Source organism: Agromyces aerolatus, from assembly GCF_031432255.1.
Classification (GTDB): domain Bacteria; phylum Actinomycetota; class Actinomycetes; order Actinomycetales; family Microbacteriaceae; genus Agromyces.
Genome location: NZ_JAVKGQ010000004.1, coordinates 198,537 through 220,078 on the forward strand (window position 1 = coordinate 198,537; position 21,542 = coordinate 220,078).

24 protein-coding genes are annotated in these 21,542 nt (G+C 72.8%); 14 read left to right on the forward strand and 10 right to left on the reverse strand.

The genetic code is table 11. The features are described from left to right. Positions 1–34: 34 nt before the first annotated feature. From RH864_RS07485 to RH864_RS07495, 3 genes are all read right to left on the reverse strand, one after another. Positions 35–2,335 carry an ATP-binding protein gene (locus RH864_RS07485; RefSeq protein WP_310516906.1) on the reverse strand — a complete coding sequence of 767 codons (2,301 nt, stop codon included), beginning with the start codon at positions 2,333–2,335 and terminating at the stop codon, positions 35–37. 62 nt (positions 2,336–2,397) lie between these two features. Next, a complete protein-coding gene (locus RH864_RS07490) occupies positions 2,398–2,604 on the reverse strand; it encodes a hypothetical protein (RefSeq protein WP_310516907.1) in 207 nt (68 codons plus the stop codon). 76 nt (positions 2,605–2,680) lie between these two features. After that, complete coding sequence (locus RH864_RS07495) at positions 2,681–3,529, reverse strand: class I SAM-dependent methyltransferase (protein WP_310516908.1); 849 nt, start codon at positions 3,527–3,529, stop codon at positions 2,681–2,683. Positions 3,530–3,703: 174 nt separating this feature from the next. On the opposite strand from RH864_RS07495, the gene RH864_RS07500 reads away from it, so the two are divergent. Both RH864_RS07500 and RH864_RS07505 read left to right on the forward strand, forming a co-directional pair. Then, on the forward strand, positions 3,704–4,273 hold the full coding sequence (locus tag RH864_RS07500) for a hypothetical protein (RefSeq protein ID WP_310516909.1): 570 nt from the start codon (positions 3,704–3,706) through the stop codon (positions 4,271–4,273). 35 nt (positions 4,274–4,308) lie between these two features. Next, positions 4,309–4,929 (forward strand): histidine phosphatase family protein, encoded by a 621-nt coding sequence (locus RH864_RS07505; protein WP_310516910.1) that lies wholly within the window; start codon positions 4,309–4,311, stop codon positions 4,927–4,929. Positions 4,930–5,037: 108 nt separating this feature from the next. On the opposite strand, the gene RH864_RS07510 is transcribed toward RH864_RS07505, so the two are convergent. Continuing rightward, positions 5,038–5,796, reverse strand: coding sequence for an EI24 domain-containing protein (locus RH864_RS07510; protein WP_310516911.1), 759 nt, complete (start codon positions 5,794–5,796; stop codon positions 5,038–5,040). Positions 5,797–5,940: 144 nt separating this feature from the next. Between RH864_RS07510 and RH864_RS07515 the strand changes: the two genes are divergently transcribed. Beyond that, positions 5,941–6,537, forward strand: coding sequence for a class I SAM-dependent methyltransferase (locus RH864_RS07515; RefSeq protein ID WP_310516912.1), 597 nt, complete (start codon positions 5,941–5,943; stop codon positions 6,535–6,537). A gap of 133 nt (positions 6,538–6,670) precedes the next feature. Here RH864_RS07515 and RH864_RS07520 read toward each other — a convergent pair whose 3' ends face one another. Next, on the reverse strand, positions 6,671–7,747 hold the full coding sequence (locus RH864_RS07520) for a trans-sulfuration enzyme family protein (RefSeq protein WP_310516913.1): 1,077 nt from the start codon (positions 7,745–7,747) through the stop codon (positions 6,671–6,673). Positions 7,748–7,875: 128 nt separating this feature from the next. Between RH864_RS07520 and RH864_RS07525 the strand changes: the two genes are divergently transcribed. Both RH864_RS07525 and RH864_RS07530 read left to right on the forward strand, forming a co-directional pair. Continuing rightward, entirely contained in the window at positions 7,876–8,604 is a 729-nt protein-coding gene (locus tag RH864_RS07525; RefSeq protein WP_310516914.1) for an NAD-dependent deacylase, read from the forward strand. Between the two features lie 28 nt (positions 8,605–8,632). Beyond that, on the forward strand, positions 8,633–8,833 hold the full coding sequence (locus tag RH864_RS07530; RefSeq protein ID WP_310516915.1) for a hypothetical protein: 201 nt from the start codon (positions 8,633–8,635) through the stop codon (positions 8,831–8,833). A 552-nt stretch (positions 8,834–9,385) separates the two neighbouring features. Here the strand turns inward: RH864_RS07530 and RH864_RS07535 are convergent. Continuing rightward, complete coding sequence (locus RH864_RS07535; RefSeq protein ID WP_310516916.1) at positions 9,386–10,363, reverse strand: hypothetical protein; 978 nt, start codon at positions 10,361–10,363, stop codon at positions 9,386–9,388. A 394-nt stretch (positions 10,364–10,757) separates the two neighbouring features. Here RH864_RS07535 and RH864_RS07540 point away from each other — a divergent pair, with 394 nt between their 5' ends. Both RH864_RS07540 and RH864_RS07545 read left to right on the forward strand, forming a co-directional pair. Next, a complete protein-coding gene (locus RH864_RS07540; protein ID WP_310516917.1) occupies positions 10,758–11,141 on the forward strand; it encodes a hypothetical protein in 384 nt (127 codons plus the stop codon). A gap of 4 nt (positions 11,142–11,145) precedes the next feature. Further along, a complete protein-coding gene (locus tag RH864_RS07545; protein WP_310516918.1) occupies positions 11,146–11,949 on the forward strand; it encodes a nitroreductase family protein in 804 nt (267 codons plus the stop codon). 200 nt (positions 11,950–12,149) lie between these two features. Here RH864_RS07545 and RH864_RS07550 read toward each other — a convergent pair whose 3' ends face one another. Further along, entirely contained in the window at positions 12,150–12,659 is a 510-nt protein-coding gene (locus tag RH864_RS07550) for an NUDIX domain-containing protein (protein WP_310516919.1), read from the reverse strand. Positions 12,660–12,875: 216 nt separating this feature from the next. On the opposite strand from RH864_RS07550, the gene RH864_RS07555 reads away from it, so the two are divergent. From RH864_RS07555 to RH864_RS07565, 3 genes are all read left to right on the forward strand, one after another. Next, positions 12,876–13,520: an SDR family oxidoreductase gene (locus RH864_RS07555; RefSeq protein ID WP_310516920.1), complete on the forward strand. Its 645-nt coding sequence runs from the start codon at positions 12,876–12,878 to the stop codon at positions 13,518–13,520. 198 nt (positions 13,521–13,718) lie between these two features. Then, positions 13,719–14,621, forward strand: coding sequence for a TerC family protein (locus RH864_RS07560; protein WP_310516921.1), 903 nt, complete (start codon positions 13,719–13,721; stop codon positions 14,619–14,621). Between the two features lie 212 nt (positions 14,622–14,833). After that, complete coding sequence (locus RH864_RS07565; protein ID WP_310516922.1) at positions 14,834–15,073, forward strand: hypothetical protein; 240 nt, start codon at positions 14,834–14,836, stop codon at positions 15,071–15,073. Between the two features lie 138 nt (positions 15,074–15,211). Here RH864_RS07565 and RH864_RS07570 read toward each other — a convergent pair whose 3' ends face one another. Beyond that, the gene (locus tag RH864_RS07570) at positions 15,212–16,231 is read right to left on the reverse strand and encodes a PHP domain-containing protein (RefSeq protein WP_310516923.1); all 1,020 of its coding nucleotides are present in this window, start codon (positions 16,229–16,231) and stop codon (positions 15,212–15,214) included. Positions 16,232–16,395: 164 nt separating this feature from the next. On the opposite strand from RH864_RS07570, the gene RH864_RS07575 reads away from it, so the two are divergent. Beyond that, complete coding sequence (locus RH864_RS07575; RefSeq protein WP_310516924.1) at positions 16,396–16,701, forward strand: DUF1540 domain-containing protein; 306 nt, start codon at positions 16,396–16,398, stop codon at positions 16,699–16,701. A 111-nt stretch (positions 16,702–16,812) separates the two neighbouring features. Here the strand turns inward: RH864_RS07575 and RH864_RS07580 are convergent, their stop codons facing one another. Further along, positions 16,813–17,367, reverse strand: coding sequence for a MarR family winged helix-turn-helix transcriptional regulator (locus tag RH864_RS07580; protein WP_310516925.1), 555 nt, complete (start codon positions 17,365–17,367; stop codon positions 16,813–16,815). A 124-nt stretch (positions 17,368–17,491) separates the two neighbouring features. Between RH864_RS07580 and RH864_RS07585 the strand changes: the two genes are divergently transcribed. After that, a complete protein-coding gene (locus RH864_RS07585) occupies positions 17,492–18,067 on the forward strand; it encodes an NADPH-dependent F420 reductase (protein ID WP_310516926.1) in 576 nt (191 codons plus the stop codon). A 40-nt stretch (positions 18,068–18,107) separates the two neighbouring features. Here RH864_RS07585 and RH864_RS07590 read toward each other — a convergent pair whose 3' ends face one another. Next, positions 18,108–18,914: an MBL fold metallo-hydrolase gene (locus RH864_RS07590; protein ID WP_310516927.1), complete on the reverse strand. Its 807-nt coding sequence runs from the start codon at positions 18,912–18,914 to the stop codon at positions 18,108–18,110. A 250-nt stretch (positions 18,915–19,164) separates the two neighbouring features. On the opposite strand from RH864_RS07590, the gene RH864_RS07595 reads away from it, so the two are divergent. Together RH864_RS07595 and RH864_RS07600 are read left to right on the forward strand one after the other, a co-directional pair. Beyond that, the gene (locus RH864_RS07595; RefSeq protein WP_310516928.1) at positions 19,165–19,950 is read left to right on the forward strand and encodes an NUDIX hydrolase; all 786 of its coding nucleotides are present in this window, start codon (positions 19,165–19,167) and stop codon (positions 19,948–19,950) included. A gap of 49 nt (positions 19,951–19,999) precedes the next feature. After that, on the forward strand, positions 20,000–21,451 hold the full coding sequence (locus RH864_RS07600; RefSeq protein WP_310516929.1) for a lipase maturation factor family protein: 1,452 nt from the start codon (positions 20,000–20,002) through the stop codon (positions 21,449–21,451). Positions 21,452–21,542: the final 91 nt, after the last annotated feature.

Sequence of the window (21,542 nt, forward strand, 5' to 3'; positions counted from 1 at the left end):
TTTCATCCTGTGTGACGGAAACCACTCGATGACGTCACCGAGGGGTCGACTCCGGCGTTGCGAGTTCGACGGGCGCACCCACCGCCGTTGCCGCCGTCGATGCCGTCTCCGGCCCGGCGAGCAGCTCGAGCCGTCCGAGAGCCGTGCGCACCCGCATCCGGTCGCCCGCGGCCCAGTACGCCCCGACGAGTCGCTCGAGCGCGGCGATCTGGTGGTGCTCGTCGCCCGCCATGTCGGCCAGGTGCAGGGCCTCTTCCAAACGCGGAAGCGCATCCGCCGGCGCCGCGCGGTCCGCGGCGATGAACAGACACCGGGTGAGGCAGCGCGCGTCCCCCAATCGCCGGAACGTCTCCGTCAGCTCGCCGAGCTCCGCCGCGGCATCCGGAACCTGCAGCATCTGCTGCACCAGCGTCGCGTGCGCGAGCTCGTGCGTGTTGCCCACCCGGCTCGCGTAATCGACGCACTCCGCGGCCCAGCCGGCCGCCTCGCCCGCGTGCAGGCCGTGCTCCGCGGCCGTGATCGCCATCATGTAGCGCGCATTGTTCACGTGCATGGCGTCGCCCGCGAGCGCATAGCCGTGCATCGCCGAGGCGAACTCCGCGATCGCCGCGGCCGGTTCGCCGATCGATCCGTCGCGCAATGCGATGCCGCGCATCTGCCGCACCGCCGCGAGCTCCCACTCGTCGTCGAGCGCGATCGCGAGGCCCTCGGCCTCGTCGAGATGGGCGATGGCCGCGGCGCCACGGTCACGGTAGGCGTCCGACATGCCCGCGAGATGGTGCGCGGCGAGCCGCGATCGCTCGTCGGCGTCGCCGCCGGCCGCGGCGTCGAGCGCCAGCCCGGCGAGCTCGTCGACGAGCGGCAGATCGAGGTAGCAGAGCCCGATGCCGAACGCGAGCAGGTCCTCGGTCGTGGCCTCGCGCCGCACGCGCGCGTCGCGCGCGGCGATCGCGATCGAGTGGACGCTGTCGGCGTCGGATCCGTACTGCTCGATGCCCACCGAGAGCGACGCGGCGAGCGAGAGCGCGGTCGGATGCTCCGCCGCGAGCGCCCATCGCAGCGCCGCGTTCACCTCGGGGCAGAGCAGCGCCGAACGCCCCATCGCAGCCGGGCTGTCGTCGACGCGCGCGAGGCGCACGAAGTGCCGCGCGATCTCGGCGTAGAACTCCGCATGACGCTCGAGCACGTCGCGGATGACCGCGGGGTGGGTGCGCGCCTGCACGAACTCGCGCATCACGGCCAGCACCCGGAACCGGGAACCGGTCGCGGGGGCCAGCATCGAGTGGTCGAGCAGCCGCAGCACGACGCCCTCGGCGCCGGGATGCGTCACCGCGGTCGCGAGGTCGACGTCGAACGTGCGGGGCAGCGCCGCGAGGCGGCACAGCACGTCGCGCTCCTCGTCCGTCAGGAGATCCCACGTCCACTCGAATGCGGTCTCGAGCGTGCGATGACGGCCCGCTGGCGCCGCACGATCGAGCGTCGCGAAGTCCCGGTCGAGCCGGGCGGCGAGCTCGGCGAGGGAGAGGTGCCTGGCGACGCCCGCGGCCAGCTCGATCGCGAGGGGGAGGCCGTCGACCCTGCGGCAGACCTCCTCGGCGAGTTCGCGGTCGCCCGGCGACGGTGGCCGGCCCGAGCGGTCGAGCCGGTCGAGGAACATCCGCACGGCAGGCGTGGCCGGCCCGTCGGTGGCGAGCGGGTCGATGTGCAGCACCGACTCGGCGCCGAGCGGGGTGCGCGACGTCGTGATGACGCGCAGCTCCGGCGCGCTCGCCATGAGGGCGTCGACCACGTGGTGCACCTGGTCGCCCACGCGGTCGACGTTGTCGAGCACGACGACGTAGGGGTGCGCCGCGAGCGCGAGGCCGACGGCCGCGAGCAGGTCGGTGTTGCGCGCCGACTCGAGCTCGACCGCGCGCGCGATCCGAGCGACGACGTCGTCGGGCCCGGCGTGCTCGAGCTCGACCACGAGCGGCACGAGCTCGCCCTCATGTGCGCGCGCGTATTCGAGCGCGAGCCGGGTCTTGCCGACCCCACCGGGGCCGGCGACCGTCGCCCAGCGGTGCCGCGCCAGCCGGCCGTGCAGATCGGCGAGCTCGGCGTCGCGGCCGAGGAACGCGGTGGCCGGGACCCGGACGGGCGAGCCGCGGCGTGCGCCCGCGGCGGCGACCAGGTCGGCGCGCGTGTCGGCGCCGAGCTTCCGGCGCAGCGCCGCGATGTGGCTTTCGACCGTGCGCACCGAGATGAACAGCTCCGCGGCGATCTCGGAGTTGTTCAGGCGCCGCCCGACGGCGGCGAGCACGGCCCGTTCACGCGGGGTCAGCGTCTGCCCCGGCACGCCGCCCATTGTAGGACGGACGGGCCGGGGCGTCACGGTTCGGCTGGTGGAAGGCAGGCCGGTCACATCGCGGGACGGGCTCGGTGCAGGAGGCGGGCCGGCAACAGCTGGCGGATGCCTCGCCGGCCGGCCGTCTCCGTCCAGCCCGATGCGGCATCGCGCTCTTCGGCGAGCCGTTCGGCGATCACCCGGCGCTGTTCGAGCTCGCGCGTGATGCGCGCCTCGTGCTCACGTTGCAGCCACGGGAAGTGGGATTCGGAGACGTACATGGTGCATGGTTCCTTGTCTGGTGTGGTGTGGTGTGGTGTGGTGTGGTGTGGTGTCGGGTCAGGTGTGGGTGGGGGTTCATCGGCGGCGCGCGGTGACGAGCAGGTACTCCCACCGCATGGTTCCGCCCTGGCCGTCGACGCCCGCGGCACGGGCGTGTTCGGCGAGGGCCTGGTCGAGTGCCTCGACCTGAGCCGGGTCGTCGGCGATGCGCGCGAAGACGGCGATCGTCGGCCCGTAGTTGGTCTTGAAGTACTCCCGGAATTCCTCCGGCTGGGTGAACCGGTCGACCTCGACGGTCTCGCGGCCGACGACCACGTCATCGACGGCGTCGCCGAGCAGCTCGCGCACGTGCGCCTCGTCGCCCCATCGCGGGGCCGGCGTCGCACCGGGCGGGAGCGGCGCCGCATACGGCTTCATGACCCCGAACATGCGGCCGATGAATCCCTCGGGCGTCCAGCTCAGGAGGCCGATACGGCCGCCGGGGCGGACCACGCGCAGCAGCTCGGCGGCCGCGTCCTCGTGATGCGGCGCGAACATGATGCCGACACTCGACACGGCGACGTCGAACTCGCCGTCGGCGAACGGGAGCGCTTCGGCGTCGGCCTCGCGCCACTCCAGCTCGGCGCCGGCCTCGGTCGCGAGGCGACGGCCCTCGTCGAACAGCTCGGGTGCGAGGTCGGTGGCGACGACCGTCGCGCCGCGCAACGCCGCCCGGATCGCGACGTTGCCGGATCCCGCCGCGATGTCGAGCACCCGGTCTCCCGGGCGGACGTCGACCGCGTCGACGACGCGCGAGCCGAGCTCCCAGATCAGGTCGGAGGCGAGCTTCGGGTAGTCGCCCGACGCCCACATGGTGCGGTGCTTGGCTTTGAGCGCGATGTCATCGGCGCCGGAAGCGGTGGTGGGGGTCGTGGTCTCGGACATCGGGCGGCTCCTTCAGGCTCACGGGGAAACGGGATGCGGCCATCGTGCGCCGGGCCGCCGTACGCGTCATCCGTGCACCACACGGAGATTTCCTCAGTATCCGCACGGAGATCGATGGTCTCGGTCGCGCGTCGATGCGCATGAATGCTCCTAGGCCGGGCGTACACTTCGAAAATGGAGGGCTCGACGAGCACCACACTCGTCGTCGTCGGCGACGAGGCGCCGGCCGCGATCCGGTCGCTCACGCGGTTCGCGAACGTGCGCGCGGCCTCCTTCCACGACGTGCCGGATGCCTCGGACTCGGACGTCGCCCGCTGGTCGGCGCACTCGACCGAGCCCTACGTCGTGCACGACCTCGACCCGCTCGGGCACGTCGCGAGCGCGTGGGTCGAGTTCTTCGAAGAGCAGGTCACACTCGGTGTGCTCGAGCTCGAGATCGACCGGGCGATCGAGGCCGCCGGACGTCACCTGATCGCGGTGCCCGACTACTACGTGGTCATCCACCCTGAGACGCTGCCGACGACGTGGCGCCATTGGTGGCTCGGGGTGATCGCGGCCGCGTCGCCGACCCGGGTGATCCCGTGGCCGGCACCCGACCGGTCCGACGACGACTCGTTCGCGCGGCTGCTGCGGAAGCTCCCCACCGGCCGCGCCTGGCCCGAGGTCGAGACCTGGCTGCCGAACGTGGTCAGGCAGGTGCCCGACCGGGTGGGCCTCGACGGACGCGTCGACCGCGCGAGCTGACCGGACGGGTCAGATCCACCAGGTACCCTGGCCGGATGGTCATCGCGCTCATCCGTCACGGTCAGACCGACTGGAACCAGGCCGCGCTCATGCAGGGGCGCACCGACATCCCGCTGAACGACACCGGTCGCGCGCAGGCGCGCGCCGTCGTCGAGGAGCTCGCCGCGTCGGACTGGGACATGATCGTGAGCTCACCGCTCGGGCGCGCCCGTGAGACGGCCTCGATCATCGCCGAGGGCCTCGGTCTCGTGCTCGGGCCGACGGTGGAGGGGCTCACCGAGCAGGACTTCGGCGATGCCGAGGGTGTGCGTGTCGCCGAGGTGCACGAGCGGTGGCCCGACCGGGACATCCCGGGTGCCGAAGCCGATGACGCCGTCGGCGAGCGCGGCCTCGCCGCGCTCGCGCAGCTCGCCGCCGACCACCCCGATCGCAATGTGCTGGCCGTGGCGCACGGCACGCTCATCCGCCGGACCCTCGCCGTCATCTCGGGTCACGATGCGCACGACTACCCGCGACTCGACAACCTCGCGACGTCGCACGTACACCTCGACGGCGGCACCTGGGCGGTGCTCACCGTCGGCGGCGCACCGTTCGACGAGGTCCGCATCGACCTCGACGCGCGCGCCGCGCAGCTCGCCGCCGACCTCGCGCGCTAACCCCCCGCGCGCTCGCCCGCCTCGCCCCCTCGTCACCCCTCCGTCACTTCGGAGCGGGGTCGCGAATGGTCGTTCGGAGCCGTGAGAAGCGACCATTCGCGTCCCCGCTCATGAAGGCTGGGGCGGAGCCCGGTGGGAATCCCGGTCGAGCAGTTGACGTGCGAGCATCGTCGCCCCCGCGACCGCGGCGGGCATCGTCGCGACGGCGCCGAGCGGCACGAGGAAGCACAGCTGCGTCGCGACGCCGAAGCCGAGCGTCCGCCAGCGGTTCGCGCGGCGCAGCGCGCGCCGGTGCTCGAGGCTGAGCCCGCGCGCCTCGAATGCGCGACCCGTGAGCTCGCGCACGAGCAATCGGCCGGTCAGCACCACGCCGAGCACCGCGCCCAGCACCGTGCCGACGACCGGGATCAGCCCCGCGAGGCCCGCCACGACGGCGACGACGAGCCCGAGGCCCACGAGCTGCAGCGCGTCGACGACCGACCGCCAGAATCCGCCGCCCTCGTCGGGGACCGGCCCGCCGAGGTCCTGCTCCACTGCGCGCCAGATGCGTTCGTAGAACGGGTCGCCGATCACGAGCGTGAGCGCGGTGAACGTGACCACCGCGAGCACCGCGGCACCCGCGAACACGATCAGGGCGATCGTGAACCGCAGCACCCCCTGCCAGAAGCCGTCCCAGGAGTCGGCGAACGGCGTCGCCCAGTCCACGAGCGCGGGCAGCTGCACCCCGAGCGTGATGAGCGCTGCCGCGAGCAGCACGAACGCGATCGCCGCGGGCACGAGCCCGAGCAGCATCAGCCGCGGCCGGCGTCGCCAGAACCCGAATCCGCGGCCGAGCATCCCGAACCCCGCGGCGAACTCCCTGAGCATCCGAACAGGATAGGCGGTGCGGAGGGTCTCGATACGCTTCGCTACTCGACCAGCGGCCCGGCCGGCCGAGGAGCGAGCGAGGGACGAGCACGCGTATCGAGACCCGGCCTCGACCAGAACGGCCGCAGGGGCTTGAATGGGCAGATGGCCGCCCCCGCCACTCCGCTCATCGACGACGACGCGCTCGACGACCTCGAACGCGAGCTGCTCGGCCGCGTCCGAGGCCGTGTCCTCGAGATCGGTGCGGGCGAGGGCGAGAACTTCGGCGCGTGGCATCCGGATGTCTCGTGGACCGGCCTCGAACCCGACGCGACCCGCCGCGCCGAACTCGCGACGCGCGCCCGCGAATGGCGGCACGACGGCGCCCCGCTCGACGCGGTCGCCGAGGCGATCCCGCTGCCGGACGCCTCGGTCGACGCCGTCGTCGGCACCTACGTGCTCTGCTCGGTGACCGATCTCGCGACGGCGCTCGCCGAGGTCCGGCGCGTGCTCGTGCCCGGTGGGCGAGTCGTGTTCGTCGACCACGTGATCGCCCCGCGCGGGACGCTCAAACGCGCGGTGCAGCGCATCGCGACGCCCATCTCGAAACGCGTGTGCCACGGATGCCACTGGGACCGCGACCCGGAGTCCGCGCTCGCCGAAGCGGGCTTCGTCGCCGACGAGGCGCGGCGGCTGCGCGTGCGGTCCGCACCGTTCGGCCCCGTGCCCATGCTGCTGTTCGACGGGCACGCGGGTCCGTAGGCCTCCTCGCTGGTCGAGTAGCGCCGACACGAAGTGGCGACGCGTATCGAGACCCGGTGAGCAGCTTTCGAGATCGGGTCGCCGGGTCTCGATACGCGTGCTCGTCCCTCGCTCGCTACTCGACCAGCGTTCGCTACGCGGCCGAGTCCAGGGCCTGCACGAGGTCGTCCGCGAGGTCGTCGGCGTGCTCGAGGCCGACCGAGAGCCGGACGAGGCCGTCGGGGATGGTCTCGGCCTCGGCGGGCCACCGGCGACGGCGTTCGAACGTCGACTCGACGCCGCCCAGGCTGGTCGCGTGGATCCAGAGCCGCGTGCGGCCCACGAGCGCATCGGCGGGCTCGGCGCCGCCGGCGAGCACGATCGAGATGATCGTGCCGTACCCCGGGTAACGCACCTCGCTCAGGGTCGGATGGCCCGACAGGCGTTCGACGAGCCCGCGCGCGGTGGCCTCGGCGCGATCGAGCCGCACCGGCAGCGTCCGGATGCCCCGCAGCGCGAGGAACGCCTCGAACGCGGACGGGATCGCGCCGCCGAGCGAACGCCGAGCGACGAGCGCGTCGGCGTGCGAGGCATCCGCTGTGATGACCGCGCCCATGATGACGTCGCTGTGTCCGGAGATGCCCTTCGTGGCCGAGTGCACGACGAGGTCGACGCCGTCCTCGATCGGACGCTGCCTGAGCGGCGTCGCGAACGTGTTGTCGACCGCGACGAGCGCGCCGTGCGCGTGCGCACCGGCCGTCAGTGCGGGGATGTCGGCCAGCTCGAGCGCGGGGTTCGTCGGCGACTCGAACCAGAGCAGGGCGGCGCCCTCGCAGGCCGCGACGACCGCGTCGGTGTCGGTGATGTCGACCCAGCGCACGGCGATGCGTCCGGATGCCTCGCGGTCGGCGAGCTGGCCGACGGTGCCGGTGTACGAATGGCGCGGCGCGACCACGACGGCGCCGTGCTCGAGCAGATCGAGCACCGCGGCGATGGCGGCGATGCCCGACGCGAACGACACGCAGCGGCCGCCCTCGAGCGCCCCGAGGGTCTCCTCGAACGCCGTCCACGACGGGTTGCCGTAGCGGCCGTACTCGAGGTCGCCGCCCGCGACGTACGTCGACGCGAGATGCACCGGGACGTTCAGGGGCTGGTCCGGGTCGTGCGCGGGACGACCGGAGGTGACGACGAGGGTCTCGGGGTGGAGGCGGCCGGGCTGGAGCTGAGGCATCCCGTCAGCGTAACTCGTGCTCGGCGCCGGTCTCGTCCGCGATGTCTCGGCGCGACACGGAAGGCGCGATGCGGGGCGCACACCGGCCGACCAGGCACGCACCGGCACACGAGGCGCACAATGGGTGGGTGCGGATCGTGGTGCTCACGGGTGCCGGCATCTCCGCGGAGAGCGGCGTGCCGACCTTCCGCGACGCCGGAGGGCTCTGGGAAGGGCACCGCGTCGAAGACGTGGCGACCCCCGAGGCGTTCGCACGCGACCCGCTCACGGTGCAACGGTTCTACGACGCGCGCCGCCGCGCCGCCGCGCGCGCCGAACCCAACGCCGCACATCTCGCCCTCGCGCGACTCGAGGACGCGCTCGGCGACGACCTCGTCATCGTCACGCAGAACGTCGACGACCTGCACGAACGCGCGGGCTCGTCGCACGTCGTGCACATGCACGGCCGACTCGCCTCGGCGCTCTGCGACGTGTGCGGGGCCCGCCTGCCCCTGGCGCCCGACGCCGAGCTCGCCGGCGGCCCCGAGTGCCCGGTGTGCGGGCGACGGGCGCTCCGGCCCGACATCGTCTGGTTCGGTGAGCTGCCGTACGAGCTCGACCGCATCGACCTCGCGCTCGCCGTGTGCGACCTGTTCGTCGCGATCGGCACGTCGGGCGCCGTGTATCCGGCCGCGGGATTCGTGCGCACCGCGACCGAGTTCGGGGCCGCAACACTCGAGCTGAACCTCGCGGTCAGCGAGGTGTCGTCGATGTTCGTCGAGGTGCGCACGGGGCTCGCGAGCGTCCTCGTGCCTGCATGGGTGGACGAGGTGCTCTCGGAGCGGCGCAGATCGGGCACCCGTGGGGTGGATCCCTGAGCCGCGGGGGCCCGCGTAGGCTCGAGGTATGAGCCGCACCGTCTGGACCGTCCTCGGCGTGATCGCCGCCGTCGTCATCGCGTGGATCCTGGTCGACGTGCTGTTCAGCCTGCTCTGGTTCATCGGCAAGCTCGCGATCGTGGCCGTGGTCGCCGTCATCGTGTTCTTCGTGCTGCGCGGCGTCTTCGGCAGCTCGCGCCGCTCGCGCGGGACCGAGTTGGACCGATAGCCGCCGCTCGGGTCGGGTGTCGCGCAGAGCGCTCACCCCACCCGCCGCGCCCCCTCCGGCGCGGTGCGCCTGCCGCGCTGCGCCTGCCGCGAGAGTGCGATGTCGACTGGGCCCCGGGCGGGATGGCGATCAAGATCGCACACTCAGCGAGGGGCCCATACAGGTGGGGGCCTAGCGCGCGGGCGCGTGGGCGTGGGTGAGCGCGGGCGCGCGGGCGCGGGCGCGGGCGTGGGATCGGGGCGCGGGCGTGGGTGAGCGCGGGCGCGTGGGCGCGGGCGCGGGCGTGGGATCGGGGTGCGGGCGTGGGTGAGCGCGGGCGTGTGGGCGTGGACGCGGGCGTGGGATCGGGGTGCGGGCGTGGGTGAGCGCGGGCGTGTGGAGGGGGCGTGGGGTCGGGGCGGGCGTGGGATCGGGAGCGGGCGCGGGCGTGTGGAGGGGGCGTGGGATCGGACGCGGGCGCGCGGAGCGGGCGCGGGATCGGACGCGGACGTGGGATCCGGGGGCGGGCGCGTGGGTGCGGACGCGGGCGTGCGATCGGGGGCGGGCGCGCGGTCAGTCGAGCTCGGCGCGGAGCTCGTCGGCCGCGGAGCGGGCCTCCTCCGCGGCGCGCGCGGCACGGTCGTGCTCGCGCTCGAGCGGGCGGACCGCGCGTTCGGCGTCCGCGAGGCGGCGTTCCGCGGCGGCCAGCCTCGACTCGAGGTCGCGCAGCTGCGTCTCCAGGTCGTCGCGTGCCGCGGCGGCGCGGTCGGCGCCTTCGTGCGCCTCGTCGAGCCGGTCGGATGCCTCGGCGGCGGCCCGCTCGGCGGTGACCGCACGCTCTTCCGCCTCGGCGGCGCGACGCTCGGCGCGTGCCCGTTCCGCCCGTTCGCGCTCGGCCTCTTCGCGTTCGGCGCGTTCTCGCGCCTCGCGCTCCCGCTCGGACTCGTGCTCCTCCTGGCGTTTGCGGGCGCGGCGCGCGCCCACCTCGTCCGGGGCGGGAGCCGCGCGCCGCGACGTCGACCGGCCGGCCCCTGCGCGCGCCTCGATGCCGCCCGCGACGGCCCCCTCGAGGTCGACCTCGGTGCCGATCGCCTCGAGGCCGCGAACGAGGCACCCGCTGCGGACGGCGTCCGCGGCCGAGGCATCCGTCATGCCCGCCTGGAGCGTCTCGGCGACCTCGTCGAGCACCGCGCCGCGCACCGGGTTGCCGAGCTCGTCGGCGAGGCGGCCCGCATCGCGCGCGAGCGCGCTGACGACCTTCCGGCGCTCACGCGCGAGCGCGGTCAGCGAGGCGGCGTCGAGGTCGGCCTGGGCGGCCTGCAGCTGCGCGCCGAGCTGCAGCAGCTCGTCGAGCTGATCGGCCCGGTGGCGCACGAGCTGATTCACGAGCCAGGCCGCGGGCGAGGGGCGACGCAGCTCGGAGACGGTCTTCGCGAGCACACGGTCGTCGATCTTGAGGCGCCTCGCGCGCGCGTTGCGGGCCGCCGTGAACTCGTCGGGCGGCAACCCGTACAGCTCGTCGGCGACCTCGGCGAGCGCGTCATCGACCATGCCAGCCATCCTGCCCGATGCGGCTGCGGCACGATGCGGCCAACCCCTCCCGCATGCGTCGAGCGGTCGCTCGTGGTGGGTGTGGTCGGGTGGGACCCGCCATCCGCGACTTCTCGACGGGGGTGGCGGTCGAGGGTGTGGGGTGGGTTCGGGGGCGGGGTTCTGGTGCGTCGAGCGGTCGCTCGTGGTGGGTGTGGTCGGTATGGACCCGCCATCGGCGACCGTTCGACGAGGGCGGGGCACGGCGGGGCACGGCGGGGCACGGCGGGGCACGGCGGGGCTCGGCGGGGCACGGCGGGGCTCGGCGGGGCGCGATCATACCGGCGTGAGGCGCGTCGGCACGCAACGAGCGCCGGGTCTTGTGCCGTACGCCCGGCGGCGGGATGCTGAGCCGGTGCGAACGACGCCCCTCTTCGCCGCCGCGGCGGCCGCGTATGCCGCCAACTGTGCGCTCGGAGCATCCGTCGCCCTTCGGATCGTCGACACGCGGGACGTCCGCTGGGTGCATCACGCGATGTACGTCGCGACCGCGTCGCTCACCGCGCTCGCGGTGACCTCCGCGCTGTGGGGGCGGCCGCGGCGGGCGAGCCGCCGTGGGGCCGCCGCACTCCTGCCGGCGGCGGTGCCGCTCGCGGCGATCCCGTACGCGGGCACGCATACCCGGCGGCATCCGGTCGTCGCGCTCACCGCGGCGCCGTTCTTCGTCGCGGGGATCCTCGCCTCGAGAGCGGCCGACGGCGCCCCGACGACGCACCCCACGAGGAAGAACAGGAGCTGATCGCGTGGAACTGCTCGACGCCATTCGCCGCCGGAAGACCACCAACGGGCCGTTCCTGCCCGACCCGGTCTCCGAGGAACACCAGCGCCTCCTGATCGAGGCCGCGGGGCGAGCGCCCAGCCAGCTGAACAGTCAGCCGTGGCGGTTCGTCGTCATCGAGTCGCGCGACACGATCGAGCAGATCGCGAAGATCAGCGGCGAGAGCATGACCGAGGCCATGGGCAACGGGACCTTCTTCGAGCGGTACAAGCCGTACTTCCGGTTCAGTCAGGCCGAGATGGAGGAGAAGCGCTCCGGCATGCTCTTCGACAAGCTGCCGGCCGCGCTGCGGCCGTTCACGAGCCAGGTGTTCACGCCGCGCGGACAGAAGCTCATGAACACGTTCGGTGTGCCCAAGACGCTGGGTGAGGAGAACCGCAAGCTCGTCGCGGGGTCGCCGCTGCTGCTCGGCGTCATGCTCGACCGGTCCGAGTACCGGCCCGGGCAGCTGAGCTCGTTCTACTCGGTGTTCAGCATGGGCGCCGCGATGGAGAACATCTGGCTCACGACGGTCGAGCTCGGCATGGGCATCCAGTTCATCTCGTTCCCGATGGAGGTGCCCGGTCGCTGGGACGAGATCGTGCGGCTGCTCGCGGTGCCCGACGAGCTCGAGCTCATGGCCGTGTACCGGCTCGGCTACCTGCCGCACGATCAGCGGCGGCCCGCGATCGACTGGACGAGTCACCAGCGCAAGCTCCCGTCGCAGGTCGTCTTCCGCGAGACGTGCGCGACGCCCGAGACGCGTTGGGATGCTCCGCCCGAGCAGTGATCGTGTGGCGCCGCCTGCGCCCTCCGTGCGCGCCCTCTTCGTCTCCCTTCCGCGCCCTCTTCGGCTTCCGCGCCCTGTACGACGGGTTGCGCCCGATACGGCGGTCGTAGGTGGCGCGCTCGGGTGCACATGGCGCGGTTGATGGAAGGCGCGGAGGGATGGAGGCGCGGAGCGCCGCAGGCTCAGGGGAAGGCGCGGGCTCAGGGGAAGGCGCGGAGCGCCGCATCGAGCACGGGGCGCTGCCCGGCCACGAGCAGCGGGCGCGCGGTGTCCACGTCGGTCCAGCGGGCCTCGTCGATCTCGGGGAAGGACTGCCGCCGGCCCGAACGCGGCGGCCACTCCAGCTCGAACGTGTTGCTCGCGACCTCGGCGAGCTCGAACGCCGGCGCCTCGAGCGCGAACACCCGGATGCGTTTGCCCGAGCCGTACCGGATCTCGCCGAGATCGACCGGCTCACCCTCGGGCGCCGGCACGCCGAGCTCCTCGGCGAACTCGCGGCGGGCGGCGGCCAGCGCATCCTCGCTCGAGGGGTCGAACTCGCCCTTCGGGATCGACCACGCGCCCTCGCGCTTGCGCGCCCAGAACGGGCCGCCCATGTGCGCGATGAACACCTCGAGCCGAGCGGCGCCTGCGGCGCCCGACGCGGCGCCCGAGGCATCCGTCGCCGCGGTGCGTCGCACCAGCAGCAGGCCGGCGCTCACGACCGGCATGGCCGGGCCTACTCCTTGGGCGCCTTGACGAGCGACCACACGGCGGCGATGCCCGTGAGTCCGCCGACGACGGCGATCAGTCCGAGAGCGCCCCACAGCACCAGTTCGATCGACATGAAGCTCCTCCCGAGCGAGTCCCAGCTTCCCATTCTGCCCGGTCGGCGGGCTTCTCGAAACCGCGGCCGCACCGTCGCACGCCCGGGCTAGCGTTGACGCATGGCAGACATCCTGATCATCGGCGGCCACGGCAAGGTCGCGCTCCGGCTCGAACGACTGCTCGCGGAGCGGGGTGATCGGGTCGACGCCGTCATCCGCAATCCCGAGCACGCCTCCGACGTCGAGGCGGCCGGCGCGAAGCCGGTCGTGGCCGACATCGAACTGCTCGATGTCGACGGGCTCGCCGAGCTCCTCTCCGGGCACGACGCGGTCGTGTGGTCGGCAGGCGCCGGCGGCGGCAACCCCGCACGCACCGTCGCCGTCGACCGCGACGCGGCGATCCGGTCGATGGCGGCGGCCGAGCGCGCGGGCGTGCGCCGGTACGTGATGGTCTCGTACTTCGGTTCGCCCGACCGCTCGGTGCCCGAGGACAACGCGTTCCACACCTACGCCGAGGCCAAGGCCGACGCGGACGAGCACCTCGCGACGACCGGCCTCGACTGGACGATCCTCGGCCCGGGGCAGCTCACCGACGAACCCGGCAGCGGCGCGATCGACGTCGCGGCCGACGAGAGCGGCCCGGTCTCCCGCCAGGACGTCGCGGCGGTGGCCGCCGCCGCGCTCGCCGACGACCGGAGCATCCGCCGGACCATCCGGTTCACGAGCGGCGGAACGCCGATCGCGGAAGCCGTCGCGGCCGGCTGAGCCCGTGCGGGCCGGCCCACTGCGCCACGTGTGACCGACTGCGCCGTCTGCGACCGTCGTAGGCGGCGCAGGAGGTCGGCGGCGGCGCAGTTGGTCAGACATGGCGCAGCCGCGAGTGCCGGCCTCGAGTTCCAGCCGGGCGCGACACGGGTCGCGCAACCCGTACTCCGGTTCACCGCGATCCGCTAGAACCGTTCCATGGACTTCTCCTTGGAATTCACGCCCGACCTGATCGCGGTGTTCCTCACGCTGTTCGTGCTGGAGGTCGTGCTCGGGGTCGACAACGTCATCTTCATCTCGATCCTCGCGGCGAAACTCCCCGTCGAGCAGCAGGCGAAGGCACGCAACCTCGGCCTCACGCTCGCGATGCTCATGCGGGTCGTGCTCGTGATCTTCGCGGGCTGGATCATCACGTTGAAGACCGACCTGTTCGAGATCTTCGGGCTCGGGTTCTCGGGGCGCGACCTGATCCTCATCGCGGGCGGGTTGTTCCTCGTGTACAAGGCTGTGCACGAGATCCATCAGAAGCTCGAGGGCGTCGAGGAGCACGGCACCGGCAAGGCCGCGGTCGCGACGTTCGGATCGGTCATCGCGCAGATCCTCGTGCTCGACCTCGTGTTCTCGCTCGACTCGGTCATCACCGCGGTCGGCATGACCGAGAACCTGGTCGTGATCATCACGGTCGTGGTGCTGTCGTTCGGCATCATGCTTTTCGCGGCGCGGTTCATCTTCGCGTTCGTGAACGCGCACCCGACGGTGAAGATGCTCGCGCTCGCGTTCCTGCTGTTGATCGGCGTGTTCCTCATCGCCGACGGGTTCGGGGTGAAGATCGACAAGGCGCTCATCTACGGGCCGATGGCGTTCGCGATCTTCGTCGAGGCGTTGAACCTGATCGCGGCGAAGCGCAAGGCCAAGCGGCTGCAGCAGGACCGCGAGCCCGTGCGCTTGCACACCGCGTACCCGGTCGACGCCGAGACCGAGGCGGTGCATGCCGCGACGTCGAGCGACCCGCAGTCGGGCGCCGTCGGGCTGTCGCGCAAGCCCGTCGCGGGCGCGACCCGCGACGGCGACGGCCATCAGGAGCCGCGCGGCCTGGGCTGAGGCGCCGAGCCCGCGGATGAGCGCGAGTGAGTACGACGAGCGCACGGCCGCGACCGGGCGCGGTCGTCGAATCGGCTCGCGCTCGGCGGGCAGGGCTGCCGGGCGGATGCTTCGGGGCGGGCGGATGCCACGGGCGGGCGCTGCTCGTCAAGGCGGTGCGCGAAGCGGGTCGAACGCGGGAGGCTTGAGGCATCCGAAGACTGGAGGACCCCATGAGCGACCCGCTCAACCCGTGGGAGGAGAAGGACCGGCTCGCGCCGACCGGCGACCTGTCGCCGATGCCCGAAGGCGACGCGCGTGATCCGGACGACGAGAACCCCGCCTCAGAGCTCCGCAGCGCCGCGGCCGAGCAGGGCGCGGTCGACGGCGACGACGCGAACGACCTCGAGGCCGACAACGCGGTCGAGGCTGACACGATCGAGACCTTGGACCCGGAGAACCCGCCCGCCTAGATCACCGCCGCCGACGCCCCGCCGCGTGGGCTTCGAACGGTCGCGGATGGTGGGTGTTTCGCGCGCGCACCCGCCATAGGCGACCGTTCGAGGTGACGCGCACGGGCGCGGGAGCAACGGGCGCGGGAGCCGGGCGCGTCAGCGCGTGCGGCGGCTCCACTCCCGCAGACGATCGACGTCCCAGGTCGTCACGATGCGGTCGGCGGGGATGCCCGCGCGCTCCGCGCGTGCCGCGCCGAGCTCGAGGAACGCGAAGTGGCCCGGCGCGTGCGCGTCGGAGTCGATGCTGAACAGGCATCCGGCGTCGCGGGCCTGCGCGATGAGCTCGTCCGGGGGATCCTCACGCTCGGGGCGTGAGTTGATCTCGACGGCGACGTCGTGCTCGGCGCACGCCGCGAACACCGCGGCCGCGTCGAACGTCGACTGCGGCCTCGTGCCGCGCGAGCCTTTCACGAGCCGGCCCGTGCAGTGCCCGAGCACGTTCGTGTGCGGGTCGGCGATGGCCCGGAGCATCCGCCTGGTCATGTCGCGCTCGGGCGCGCGCAGCTTGGAGTGCACGCTCGCGACGACCACGTCGAGGCGTTCGAGCATCTCGGGGGACTGGTCGAGGGAGCCGTCCTCGAGGATGTCGACCTCGATGCCCGGCAGGATCCGGACGCCCAGGCCGCCGTCGGTGTTCAGGGCCTCGACGATCTCGAGCTGTTCCGTGAGGCGCTCGGCCGAGAGCCCGTTCGCGACGCGGAGGCTCGGGGAGTGGTCGGAGAGCACCATCCACTCGAGGCCGACCGCGGCTGCGCCGCGCGCCATCGCCTGGATGCTCGTGGTCCCGTCGGACCACTCCGAGTGCGAGTGCAGGTCGCCTTTGAGCTCGGCCGCGAGGCCCGTGCGGTGTGCGCCTGCGGCCCCGGTCTCTGCACGGAGCGTCGCGAGCTTGTCGGGCACGCGCCCGGCCGCGGCGTCGACGATGACCCGATAGGTCGAGTCGCCGATGCCCGCTGTGCGGCGCAGCCGGCCGTCGGCGATGCGGGCCGCGAGCTCGTCGGGCGACAGGTCGCGCACCAGGTTCGCGGCGCGCCGGTACGCCTTCGACTTGTACGACGACGCGAGCTCGCGCTCGAGGAGGCTGGCGATCTCGTCGAGCGCTTCGGCGGCATCCATGGCCCCATCCTCGCACGCGCCGCCGACACGAGGTGAGGGTTGCCTAACCTAAAAATACCGTCTGACCAGGCAAAATCCTGCGTGTCGAGGTTTCGTTGCGGCGTCGGCGCGCGTAGCATCGACGCCAACGCACGAGGGTCGCCACCACGAGACGGAGTCCAATCATGAGCCTGACGCTCGACGAACTGCCCGCCGTTGCCGAGTGCTCGGTGAGCGGCTGTTCCTACAACGACCACTCGCACTGCCACGCCGCCGCGGTGACGATCGCCGGTGCGCCCGGCGACGCCGAGTGCGCGACGTTCATCCCGCTCGGGGCCAAGGGCGGCCTCGACAAGGTCGTCTCGCACGTCGGTGCCTGTCAGCGTTCCGAGTGCGTGCACAATGCGAGCCTCGAGTGCACCGCGCCCGCCGTGCGCATCGGCCCGGGGGCCGAAGAGGCCGACTGCCTCACCTACGAGCAGCGGGCGTGAGCCCGGCGATCGTCCCGTCGGGCGGAGCCCGCACGTCACTGGTCGAGTAGGCGCGCCGGCGCGGTATCGAGACCGCACCGGGTCTCGATACGCGTGCTCGTTCCTCGCTCGCTACTCGACCGACGACAGGTCTGGCGCGGCGGATTCCGCGGCCGCGGGGCGGGCCGGCCCCTGGCTGAACCGGCAGCTGGTCGCATCGAGGCGCGCGTCGGGGTCGAGCCGGCCGAGCACGGCGCCGGCGATGTCGTAGAGCTGCCGCTGCTGCTCGGGCGTGAGCACGTCGAGCACGTTGCGTCGCACGGTCTCGACGTGACCCGGCGCGGCGCGTTCGATGAGGTCGACGCCCGCCTCGGTGAGGGTCGCGTTCGTCGCGCGCCGGTCTTCCGGGCAGGGGAACCGCCGCACGAGCCCGCGGTCCTCGAGGCGACGCATGACGTGCGAGAGCCGGGGGAGCGTGGCGTTGGTGAGCGCCGCGAGCGCGGTCATGCGCATGGTGCGCGCGGGGGCGTCGCCGAGTGCCATGAGCGCGAGGTACTCGAAGTGGGTGAGCCCGGCGTCGGCGCCGAGCTGCGCGTCGAGCGCCGTCGGCAGGAGTTCGGTGACCGCCACGAGGCGCACCCATGCCGCCGACTCCTCGTCGGTCAGCCAGGGCGTCGGGTCGCTCATAGTGACTATCGTAGCGCAATAGTTGACGCGACAACTGATTGCGCGTATGGTCTTAGTTGTTCCAACAACTAAGCGCCTCGAGCGAGGCGGCACACGCGCCGGACGGCGCAGGAGAGGACCGGCAATGACCAAGCTCAGCATCATCGGCCACGGCAACATGGGCAGCGCGATCGGCGCGCTCGCGAGCGCGGGCGGCACCGACGTCGAGTTCATCGGGCGCGACACCTCGACCCCGATCACCGGCGACCTCGTCGTGCTCGCGGTCCCGCACCCGTCGGTCGCCGACATCGTCGCGACCCGAGGCGCCGAGCTCGCCGGGCGAATCGTCGTCGACATCACCAACCCCGTCGACTTCAGCACGTTCGACTCGCTCGTCGTCCCCGCCGGCTCATCGTTCGCCGCCCAGCTGGCCGACCAGCTCCCCGAGTCCACGGTGCTCAAGGCGTTCAACACGAACTTCGCCGGAACGCTCGCCTCGAAGCAGGTCGGCGGCGTGCCGACCACCGTGCTCATCGCGGGCGACGACGACGCGGCCAAGCAGGCGCTCGCCGAGGTCGTGCGCGCGGGCGGCGTCGAGGCCGTCGACGCGGGATCCCTCGCGCGGGCGCATGAGCTCGAGGCGCTCGGCTTCCTGCAGCTCGGGCTCGCCGTGCAGGAGAAGGTCGGCTGGGGCGCGGGCTTCGCGCTGCTCGCGGCCTGACGCCGCCGGTGCGGCGCACCCGGGCGGCCCGCCCAGCTGGCTACGCGCGGTCGCGCAGGTAGGTCAGCTGGGCGCGAACGGATGCCTCAGCGGCACGCCGCAGCGCCGGATCGACGTCGTGATACACGAGCGAGGTGACCTCCTCGGCCGAGGCCTCGGCGCCGAGCTCCGCGAGCGCGGCCCGCACCTGATCGAGCCGCTCCGCGCGATGCGCGAGATACGCGCCGCAGATCGCGGCGAGGTCGGGCAGCACCGGCCCGTGGCCGGGCAGCACCGTCACGGGGCCGGGTGAAGCCAGCGTGCGAAGCCGTTCGAGCGAGTCGAGATACGGCCCGAGCGAGCCGTCTGGGTCGACGATGATCGTCGACCCGCGGCCGAGCACCGTGTCCCCGGTCAGGACCGCGCCGTGCACGCCGTCGCCGGGCAGCAGCACGCACATGGAGTCCGCCGTGTGGCCGGGCGTTGCGATCACCTCGAGCTCGAGGCCCGCCGCCTCGATGCGCTCGCCATCGGCGAGCGGCGCCCCGCCGCCGAGGCAGAGCTCGGGGTCGATCGCTCGAACCGGGGCATCCGTCATCGACGCGAACTCGGCCGCGCCCGCGGTGTGGTCGAGGTGGTGGTGCGTGAGCAGGATCAGCTCGACCGGTCCGGCCTCGGCCAGGAGCCGCAGATGGCCGTCGATCGCCGGCCCCGGGTCGACGACCACGGCGCCCGCGGCACCCGGTGCGCGCAGGACGTACGAGTTCGTCCCGTCGAGCGTCATCGGGCCCGGGTTCGGTGCGAGCACGAGGCTCGCGAGCTCCGAGACGGGCGTGATCGGGCGCGGATCGTCGGCGTTGGCTCCCATGCTCGGCAGCCTATCTTTCTCGCGCCGACCGCTGGTCGAGGAGCGAGCGAGGGACGAGCACGCGTATCGAGACCCCGGTGAGCCGGTGTCGAGATCGGCTCGCGGGGTCTCGATACGCTCGCTGGCGCTCACTACTCGACCAGCGGGTGGGCGGCTCGCGGGGTCTCGATACGCTCGCTGGCGCGTAGCTCACTCGACCAGCGGGTGGGCGGGCTCGCCCCGCGACCGGCGTGGTCGTTAGGGTGAGGAGATGGATCGTGATGGGGCGGTCGCGGCCGCGAAGCCGGCGTCCGCTGAACCGGTGTCGACATCTTCCGCGCCCGGCGAGGTGGTCCACGGGTACGCCGCAACCGTGGTGCTGCTGCGCGACGGTGAGCGCGGCGTCGAGGTGCTGCTGGCCCAGCGACCGCACGAGGCGCGTTCCTTCGCCGGCGCCTGGGTGTTCCCCGGAGGGCTGGTCGAGCCGGGCGATGTGCTCGATGGCGACCCCGCCGGCGAGGCCACGGCACGCCGGGCCGCAGTCCGCGAGACCGACGAGGAGGTCGGGCTCGTCGTCGACCCCGGCGAGCTCGTGCCGTTCTCGCGCTGGACGCCGCCCGTCGGCTCGCCCAAAGTGCTCGTGACCACGTTCTTCGCGGTCCGCGTGCCCGACGGCGAGCTCCGGCCCGAGCCCGGCGAGGTCGTCGACCTCGCGTGGATCCGCCCGGCCGACGCGCTCGCCCGGCACGCGAGCGGCAGCATGACGCTCTGGCCGCCGACGTGGGTGACGCTGCACGGGCTCACCGCCGCACCGTCCGTCGATGCGGCGCTCGACGCGTTCCGCGCACGTGACATCCGCCCCTACCGCTCGCGGTTCACCGACGACCGGCGCACCGTGGTCTGGCAGGAGGACGACGAGTACGCACCCGCACCCGCACCCGCACCCGCACCCGCACCCGCACCCGCACCCGCACCCGCGGGCGCGAGCGCCGCGGTCGCCGCGCGGCATCGCCTCGTGATGGAGCGGCTGCCCTGGGTGTACCTCAGCGACTTCTGACCGCGCAACGCCCTTCTGCCGCCCGGCGGCGGATGGATACCGTGGGCGCGTGGAGGTCGACTGGCTGGGGTGGCTGGACGCCCGCGACTACGAGATCGCCCGCGAGGTCCTGCAGCGCGGCGTGGCCGCGCTCGCCGTGGTCGCGTTCTGGTCGACGCTGAACCAGTTCCGGCCGCTGCTCGGCGAGCACGGCCTCCTGCCCGTGCCCGAGCTCATGCGGATGGTGCGGCGGCTGCGCGGGCCGAGCGTGTTCCGGTGGGGCTACACCGACCGCCGGCTCGTGGCGGTCGCGACGATCGGGCTCGTGCTCGGGGCATCCGTCGTCGTGGGTCTGCCGCAGCTCGGCCCGCCCTGGGTGCCCATGCTCGTGTTCCTCGCCATGTGGATCCTGTACCTGTCGATCGTCGTCGCCGGGCAGACGTTCTACGGGTTCGGCTGGGAGATGCTGCTCTGCGAGGCGCTGTTCGTCGTGGCGTTTCTCGGATCTGCGGACCAGCCGCCGCCGCTCGTGATCCTGATCGCGGTGTGGTGGCTCGTGTTCCGGCTCGAGTTCGGGGCGGGCATGATCAAGATCCGCGGCGGGCGCGAGTGGCGCGATCTCACGGCGCTCATGTACCACCACGAGACGCAGCCCATGCCCGGGCCGCTCAGCCGGCAGGCGCACCTGCTGCCGCCGTGGTTCCACCGGCTCGAGGTGATCGGCAACCATGTCGCCCAGCTCGGTGTGCCGTTCCTGCTGTTCGTGCCGGGGCCGGTCGGATCGGTCGCAGCTGCCGTGATCATCCTGACCCAGCTGTGGCTCATCCTCACCGGCAACTTCGCGTGGCTGAACTGGATCACGGTCGTGCTCGCCGCGGGCGCGATCTCGGACTCGGCGTGGCACTGGCTCATCCCCGCGATCCCGGCCGACCTCGGCGCGGGGGCGTCCTCGATCCCGCTCTGGTGGGCGGTCGTGGTGCTCGCGGTCGCGCTGCTGCTGCTCGTGCTGAGCCGGCAGCCCCTGCTGAACCTCTTCAGCCGACGCCAGCTCATGAACGCGAGCTTCAACCGGTTCATGCTCGTCAACGCCTACGGCGCGTTCGGCACGGTCACGAAGCGGCGTGTCGAGTACGTCATCGAGGGCACGCTCGACGCGGTTCCGGGCGGTGACGACACTGCCTGGCGCGAGTACGGGTTCAAGGGCAAGCCCGGCGACGTGCGCCGCATTCCGCGCCAGTGGGCGCCGTATCACCTGAGGCTCGACTGGCTCATGTGGTTCCTGCCGCTGGGACGCATGTGGGAACCCTGGTTCGAGCGCCTGCTGGTCCGGCTGCTCGAGGCGGATGCCCCCACGCTGCGGTTGCTCGCAACCGACCCGTTCGACGGCGAGCGGCCGCGATGGATACGGGTGCGTGCCTACCGGTACCGGTTCGCCACGCGTGCGGAGTACCGGACGGGGCGCGCCCGCTGGGTCCGCACGCTCGAGGGGGAGGTCGTGCGGCCGGCGGAGCTGGGGGACTGAACCGGTTCTCGGCCCGACAGTGTGAGGCTTTCGGGCCGTGAACGCAAGCCCGCGCCGCTCGCGGGCAGCTTCAATAGGCTGGCTGCACGCA

Bases quoted from the DNA above. Each gene is read 5' to 3' on its own strand.
- RH864_RS07535 (WP_310516916.1), bottom strand. From the start codon at position 10,363: ATGGTCGATGACGCGCTCGCCGAGGTCGCCGACGAGCTGTACGGGTTG.
- RH864_RS07505 (WP_310516910.1), top strand. From the start codon at position 4,309: ATGGTCATCGCGCTCATCCGTCACGGTCAGACCGACTGGAACCAGGCC.
- RH864_RS07510 (WP_310516911.1), bottom strand. From the start codon at position 5,796: ATGCTCAGGGAGTTCGCCGCGGGGTTCGGGATGCTCGGCCGCGGATTC.
- RH864_RS07585 (WP_310516926.1), top strand. From the start codon at position 17,492: ATGACCAAGCTCAGCATCATCGGCCACGGCAACATGGGCAGCGCGATC.
- RH864_RS07560 (WP_310516921.1), top strand. From the start codon at position 13,719: ATGGACTTCTCCTTGGAATTCACGCCCGACCTGATCGCGGTGTTCCTC.
- RH864_RS07595 (WP_310516928.1), top strand. From the start codon at position 19,165: ATGGATCGTGATGGGGCGGTCGCGGCCGCGAAGCCGGCGTCCGCTGAA.
- RH864_RS07495 (WP_310516908.1), bottom strand. From the start codon at position 3,529: ATGTCCGAGACCACGACCCCCACCACCGCTTCCGGCGCCGATGACATC.
- RH864_RS07530 (WP_310516915.1), top strand. From the start codon at position 8,633: ATGAGCCGCACCGTCTGGACCGTCCTCGGCGTGATCGCCGCCGTCGTC.
- RH864_RS07580 (WP_310516925.1), bottom strand. From the start codon at position 17,367: ATGAGCGACCCGACGCCCTGGCTGACCGACGAGGAGTCGGCGGCATGG.
- RH864_RS07570 (WP_310516923.1), bottom strand. From the start codon at position 16,231: ATGGATGCCGCCGAAGCGCTCGACGAGATCGCCAGCCTCCTCGAGCGC.
- RH864_RS07575 (WP_310516924.1), top strand. From the start codon at position 16,396: ATGAGCCTGACGCTCGACGAACTGCCCGCCGTTGCCGAGTGCTCGGTG.
- RH864_RS07520 (WP_310516913.1), bottom strand. From the start codon at position 7,747: ATGCCTCAGCTCCAGCCCGGCCGCCTCCACCCCGAGACCCTCGTCGTC.
- RH864_RS07500 (WP_310516909.1), top strand. From the start codon at position 3,704: ATGGAGGGCTCGACGAGCACCACACTCGTCGTCGTCGGCGACGAGGCG.
- RH864_RS07515 (WP_310516912.1), top strand. From the start codon at position 5,941: ATGGCCGCCCCCGCCACTCCGCTCATCGACGACGACGCGCTCGACGAC.
- RH864_RS07550 (WP_310516919.1), bottom strand. From the start codon at position 12,659: ATGCCGGTCGTGAGCGCCGGCCTGCTGCTGGTGCGACGCACCGCGGCG.
- RH864_RS07565 (WP_310516922.1), top strand. From the start codon at position 14,834: ATGAGCGACCCGCTCAACCCGTGGGAGGAGAAGGACCGGCTCGCGCCG.
- RH864_RS07555 (WP_310516920.1), top strand. From the start codon at position 12,876: ATGGCAGACATCCTGATCATCGGCGGCCACGGCAAGGTCGCGCTCCGG.
- RH864_RS07490 (WP_310516907.1), bottom strand. From the start codon at position 2,604: ATGTACGTCTCCGAATCCCACTTCCCGTGGCTGCAACGTGAGCACGAG.
- RH864_RS07590 (WP_310516927.1), bottom strand. From the start codon at position 18,914: ATGGGAGCCAACGCCGACGATCCGCGCCCGATCACGCCCGTCTCGGAG.